This is a genomic window from Pseudomonas sp. Kh14 (genome assembly GCF_900291005.1).
Taxonomy (GTDB): Bacteria; Pseudomonadota; Gammaproteobacteria; order Pseudomonadales; family Pseudomonadaceae; genus Aquipseudomonas; species Aquipseudomonas alloputida.
The window spans coordinates 1-253 of the sequence record NZ_OLKJ01000200.1 but is presented as its reverse complement, the minus strand read 5'-3'; the positions used below and the strand labels follow the sequence as shown (position 1 = coordinate 253).

Here is a 253-nt window from a genome sequence, read left to right as displayed (position 1 = left end):
GACCCGCAGGGTGCGGTGGAGGCTGGCTTCCTCGACAAGGTGGTGCCGGCCGAGCAATTGCAGGAAGCGGCACTGGCGGCGGCGCGGGAGTTGAAGATGCTGAACATGCTGGCACACAAGAACACCAAGCTGAAGGTGCGCAAAGGGCTGCTGGAAGCCTTGGACAAGGCAATCGAGCTGGACCAGCAGCATATGGGTTGAGCGCACCAGCCCTTTCGCGGGTAAACCCGCTCCCACAGATATGTGGTAATCC

1 pseudogene is annotated in these 253 nt (G+C 61.3%); it reads left to right on the top strand.

Annotated features, from left to right (window positions below):
* Nucleotides 1–201 (top strand): annotated as a pseudogene (locus FQ668_RS27825) (enoyl-CoA hydratase); the annotation flags it as partial.
* Between the last annotated feature and the right edge of the window lie 52 nt (nt 202–253).